This window comes from [Phormidium] sp. LEGE 05292 (assembly GCF_015207735.1).
In the GTDB taxonomy this organism is placed as follows: domain Bacteria; phylum Cyanobacteriota; class Cyanobacteriia; order Cyanobacteriales; family Aerosakkonemataceae; genus Floridanema.
Genome location: NZ_JADEWG010000261.1, coordinates 1 through 5217, shown reverse-complemented (window position 1 = coordinate 5217; position 5217 = coordinate 1). Strand labels below are relative to the sequence as shown.

The following is a 5217-nucleotide window of genomic DNA, read 5'->3' as shown; positions in this document are numbered from 1 at the left end:
GCCCCCCTGCACCAGCAGCCCCCCTGCCCTCATTGGGGAGTTTCCACCTGTGGTTTGACTAATGTTACTTGATTTGCATCGACCAACATTACTAAAAAACCGCGATCGTTCAACAACCGAAAAGTATTGCTAGCATTTCTCCCATTACTGGTGTACAAAGCTAAAAGATACGGTCTTTGTCCAAAAGAAACTACACTAATTTTTTTACCTAAAAGTTGCTGTAATTGAGTAATAGTTTCCGGTTGATTTCGAGAATCTACCAACACAGCATAACCTCTGCCTAATAATTGCGGATTAACAGCAGGTACATTCTCTGTCGGAGGTTGAGGTTTTTGTTGCTCTTGTGTATTACTAACAGGAGCGGGAGGAGAGGTAGGTTTAGGTGGAGTGGCTACTTCTTCTGCTTCTGTTGTTGGCTCAACTACAAAAGCTGACAAACCAGTACTTGTCTTGATATTTTGTACTAACTCTTGAGCTTCTTCCAAGGTAGTAAAGCCGCTAACACGAGTGACAATATTATCTAAATATCGGCAAACTGTAGCTTTAGTGTTAGCAGGAAGAGATTGCTTTAATAAGCCTCGACTCTGGCGATTATTTGTTACTACTAATAACAAATACTCCCCTGCCGCTGGTGGTTCACAAGTTGACTCACGAGACTGAGCCAAAGCACCGTTGACTCCCACACCTAATCCAATAATTGTTATTAAAGCGGAACTTAAAGTAGCAAAAGCTCCCTTAATCGCAGTTTGATTCATGGCTCATTTATTAGTAATACAGTGATAAGTTTTGAGAAGAAAATTTTCACACTCAAAACTTAAAACTTAAAATAGCCTGTTAGCAAGAAGTTAAGCAACGGTTGCTAAAGAAGCTAAGGGATCGGGAATAGAATTAGATGGCGCTGTGAATTCTCCAGTAGCTACGTATTCCAAACGCAATTTTAACCAAGTAATAAATTGCTCATTGGTGGAAACGATCGCGCAAGCTGGTTGTGGAGTTTTAGCTTTAGTAGCTGCCATTTCTGGTGCTTCTAAAAATGCGGGTTGTTTGACTAACCAAAAATCAATTTCCTTTTCTTTTTCGTGATAATCTCTCACTCTTTCCCGTAGCACTTCGTCTAGGGGTTCTTCTTCCAACAAAAATCTTTGACTTGCCAAAACGTAGTAATAAGTTGCCATTTGTCAATTGTCCTTTACCATTTGTTATTTGTCATGGGTCATTTGTTATTTGTTATGACCAATGACCAAGAATAGCTTCTTTCATTTCTCTGACGGCTCGTTCTAAACCAACTAAAACCGCCCGACTTATTATTGTATGACCAATGTTGAGTTCTTCCATACCTTTAATTGCGGCAACGGGGTAAACATTCCAGTAAGTTAGTCCATGTCCGGCGTTGACTCTTAAACCGGAAGCGATCGCCATTTCACAACCTTTAACTAAAACCTGAAGTTCCTTTTCCCGACTCGCTTCATCATGCGCTTCGGCGTATTTCCCTGTATGCAACTCAATAAACTTAGCTTTTACTTTAGCAGATGCGGCAATTTGGGCTTCATCCGCATCAATAAATAAACTCACGGGAATACCCGCACTCTGTAATTTATCTACTACTAGAGTCATGCGATCGACTTGTCCGGCAATATCTAGTCCGCCTTCAGTCGTCACTTCTTCCCGTCGTTCCGGGACTAGAGTAACATAATCTGGTTTGATATCGAGAGCGATCGTCACCATCTCATCCGTCGCCGCCATTTCCAAGTTTAAATGAGTGCGAACCGTTTGCCGCAACAACCGCACATCCCGATCTTGAATATGTCGCCTGTCTTCCCGCAAATGCACAGTAATCCCATCCGCACCAGCTAACTCCGCCAACACCGCTGCTGCTACTGGATCTGGTTCCACAGTACGACGTGCTTGGCGAATCGTCGCCACATGGTCGATATTAACACCGAGCGTAGGCACTCTTCTTTCTCCATACAGCATCAAAATTTCCGTTTTTCATCTTACTGGAAACCTTGTCACTAGTCATTACTAGCGATGCGATCGCAATTAGTTACAAACGTTCTCATTAATTACATAAAAGTACCCTCACGGGTACTCGGAAAACTACTATCTGACAATTAGAATTGTGGAGATGACTAGTAACCTTAATTGTTGGAAAAAAGTAGGGTTCATCGTAAAATTCCAGCGTTCAGTCGTTGCTATTTTAATAACTAGGAGAACATTATGCCGTTGAAGGAATATGGGGTTTTGAAGGGTCGTCCGATCGCACGACGACTCGCAGTTACATCGAATGCTCACTACCAAGTTCACTTAGTCGATGATAATACTGATTACCGAATTGCCATCAATGTAAAGTCAAATCTCAGTCCATCTGAATTGGAATACTTAATAGATGAGAACTTTGAACATCCAATTACATCAAATCTAGTTAATCTACCGCTTGGTTTTAAGTTACTTAAATCAAAACCTGGTGGGTTAGCAATAGATTTCATTCGGGGGAATCTGTTCGATCGCACTCAAATGATTCCATTACCATTTAATGTTCCTGGCCCTGATAATGACTTAAACGAAAAAATTGACAAATATATTCAGCGGGCAATGTCAGATGAAGATGCTCTGATCTACGCATTTGGCGAACGCTGGGGGCCAGAACGTAATATTAAAGACAAAATCTTTGGTTTTCTGCCTGGTAATGGCATTCATGACATCCACATGAACCAAGGCAATGCTAAGAAGTTTGGGCAAGATGATGGAGTCTGGCAGGATGGTGCTTTGTTGATTCACTTTCCTTCAGAAAATCGCTGGATTGGCATCTTTCTCAAATTTCAGTCACAATGCTGGCATACCGATGATAAAACCGGACATTGTATTACGGCAACACCTGAGCCAGGTCATCCAACTCAAACTCCAATTGAAGGTGAACCTGATTTAGTTATCCGCATCATTGCTGCATTAGTAAATCCAGTGGATGCCGATCCGGGAAAAGAAACAGTAACCTTGCTCAACACCTCACCTGCATCAATAGACTTGACTGGATGGGCGATAGCCGATCGACTGAAGAACAAACACCTTCTATCAGGAACACTTGCTTCGGGGAGTACATTAGTCGTCCAGTTACCTCAAACTGTACAACTAGGTAACAAAGGCGGAATTATCACACTTCTGGATAATCGTGGCATTAAGATTCATGGGGTATCTTATACCGAAAAACAAGCCGATCGTGAAGGGTGGACGATCGTATTTTAATTTCTTTAGTTTAAACTTCTCCTTTTCTTCTCTCTGCGTTCTCTGCGTCTTTGCGGTTTAAAACAAATCTTTTTTTGAACCGCGAAGACGCGAAGAACACGAAGAAAGAAGAGAAGAAGTTTTCCCAATAGATTTAGTATTTTGCAACTACTAAATTTACTTTTCTTCAGTATTATTTTCTTGCCGATCTTTGAGCGGACGCATTGTGGGGAACATTACCACATCACGAATGCTTTGAGTATTAGTTAATAGCATAACTAATCGATCGACACCGATTCCCATTCCCGCACAATTTGGCATTCCCAAAGACAAAGCTTCAATGAAATCTTCATCCATCGGATGTGCTTCATCATCGCCAGCATTTTTCTGTGCTAACTGTTCCTCAAACCGCTTTCTTTGTTCTTTTGGATCGTTCAACTCAGAAAATCCATTTGAGTATTCTGTACCAGCAATAAACAATTCAAACCTTTCTACAAAACCAGGTTTGCTGCGATGTCCTTTTGCTAACGGACTCACTTCTACAGGAAAGTCAATAATGAAAGTTGGTTGAATTAATTTTGGCGCAACTAATTTATCAAAAACAGCGTAAAGCACATAACCCAAACTCTGTTTTTCCAAATTAGAAAGATGCAATCCTAACTGTTCAGCTTTGCTAATTGCATCTGCCAATTCCAGAATCTCAAAATCCAACCCCGTGTCATCTTTAACCGCTTCCACCATTGTTTTAACTTGCCAATGTTTGCCAGCAAAACCAGGAAACTTCTCGCTGTGGTCGTATTTCCGTTCTAAACTAATAGTTTCGCCTTGATATTCAATTTCTTGTTTGTCTCCATGAACAGTTTTAGCTGCGTAGCAAAATACCTCTTCTACCACGCCCAAAATATCGAAGTAATCTGCATAAGCTTGGTAAACTTCCAAAGAGGTGAATTCAGGATTATGAGTACTATCAACACCTTCGTTTCTAAACACTCTTCCTAATTCAAACACGCGCTCAAAACCGCCACAAACAGCCCTTTTTAAAAACAATTCTGGCGCAATTCGCAAGTACAAATCTACATCCAAAGCATTGTGATGAGTAATGAATGGACGTGCAGCAGCACCACCATAAATCGCTTGTAAAACCGGAGTTTCTATTTCATAAAACCCGGTTTCAGTTAAATAATTACGAATGCTTTGGACGATTTTACTACGAAGTGCAAAACGTTGGAAAGATTCCAAGTTTCCTGCTAAGTCCATTTCCCGATGACGGCGACAAGTTTCGGGATCGTTAACGCCGTAATAAGCATCAGGAAAAGGAATAGTAGCTTTGGATAATAATATCAATTCCCTTACTTGAACTGATAACTCGCCTCTATTAGTACGACTACCAATTCCCGATGCACCAACAAAGTCGCCTACATCGAGAAGTTTTTCAATTTGTTTAAAAGATAACCCAGTTTCACCTGTTACTATTTTTTTCTCGATTTTCAGTTGAATTCTACCTGTAGAATCTCGTAAATCGATAAAAATAATGCTACCACTATCGCGTTTAGAAGTAATGCGTCCAGAAACTTTTATTGGTGTTTCTTCCGGATCGTTTTGTCCATTTTCGAGTTCTTTTCCGGGTTGACTAAATAAGTCTCTAACTTGCTCAGTTGTATGCGATCGCTGATATGATTCGCTAGGATAGGGTTCAATTCCCTGCGATCGCAAATCTTCCACCTTCCGCGCCCGAACTTCTGCTTCACTCTGAGTCATCAATAATTACCCTGCACAATACCAAATACAAAATTTTACTTTGGGGCGATCGCTACCATTTCATCAGTATGCCATTTCCCCATCCAAAATCTTAGCGCCAACCGTAGACAATCTGACCAAAATTAATGGGATGCAAGCCCCGACCCTTTAGGGCGGCTTTGCTCTTTGATATATTGCTTCAAAACTTCAAGTGGTGCACCACCTACAGACACAGCAAAATAGCTAGGACTCCAGAGAGCT

Annotated in this window: 6 protein-coding genes; 1 reads left to right on the top strand and 5 read right to left on the bottom strand. The window is 41.1% G+C overall.

What is annotated here, in order from left to right; translation table 11 throughout:
* Positions 1–29: 29 nt before the first annotated feature.
* From IQ264_RS31460 to IQ264_RS31450, 3 genes are all read right to left on the bottom strand, one after another.
* The gene (locus IQ264_RS31460) at positions 30–755 is read right to left on the bottom strand and encodes a hypothetical protein (RefSeq protein ID WP_193986497.1); all 726 of its coding nucleotides are present in this window, start codon (positions 753–755) and stop codon (positions 30–32) included.
* Positions 756–845: 90 nt separating this feature from the next.
* Positions 846–1175 (bottom strand): MgPME-cyclase complex family protein, encoded by a 330-nt coding sequence (locus IQ264_RS31455; protein ID WP_193986495.1) that lies wholly within the window; start codon positions 1173–1175, stop codon positions 846–848.
* 52 nt (positions 1176–1227) lie between these two features.
* Positions 1228–1953 (bottom strand): pyridoxine 5'-phosphate synthase, encoded by a 726-nt coding sequence (locus IQ264_RS31450; RefSeq protein ID WP_193986482.1) that lies wholly within the window; start codon positions 1951–1953, stop codon positions 1228–1230.
* Positions 1954–2217: 264 nt separating this feature from the next.
* On the opposite strand from IQ264_RS31450, the gene IQ264_RS31445 reads away from it, so the two are divergent.
* Complete coding sequence (locus IQ264_RS31445; RefSeq protein ID WP_193986480.1) at positions 2218–3240, top strand: DUF2278 family protein; 1023 nt, start codon at positions 2218–2220, stop codon at positions 3238–3240.
* Positions 3241–3396: 156 nt separating this feature from the next.
* Here the strand turns inward: IQ264_RS31445 and lysS are convergent, their stop codons facing one another.
* Positions 3397–4977: a lysine--tRNA ligase gene (lysS, locus tag IQ264_RS31440; protein WP_193986478.1), complete on the bottom strand. Its 1581-nt coding sequence runs from the start codon at positions 4975–4977 to the stop codon at positions 3397–3399.
* A 122-nt stretch (positions 4978–5099) separates the two neighbouring features.
* Positions 5100–5217 (bottom strand): transposase (locus tag IQ264_RS31435; RefSeq protein WP_193985856.1); only part of this gene is annotated, 118 nt, incomplete at its 5' end.

What these genes read in the sequence shown, in the direction of transcription:
- IQ264_RS31460 (WP_193986497.1), bottom strand. Translation starts at nt 755, where the DNA reads ATGAATCAAACTGCGATTAAGGGAGCTTTTGCTACTTTAAGTTCCGCT.
- IQ264_RS31455 (WP_193986495.1), bottom strand. Translation starts at nt 1,175, where the DNA reads ATGGCAACTTATTACTACGTTTTGGCAAGTCAAAGATTTTTGTTGGAA.
- IQ264_RS31445 (WP_193986480.1), top strand. Translation starts at nt 2,218, where the DNA reads ATGCCGTTGAAGGAATATGGGGTTTTGAAGGGTCGTCCGATCGCACGA.
- lysS (WP_193986478.1), bottom strand. Translation starts at nt 4,977, where the DNA reads ATGACTCAGAGTGAAGCAGAAGTTCGGGCGCGGAAGGTGGAAGATTTG.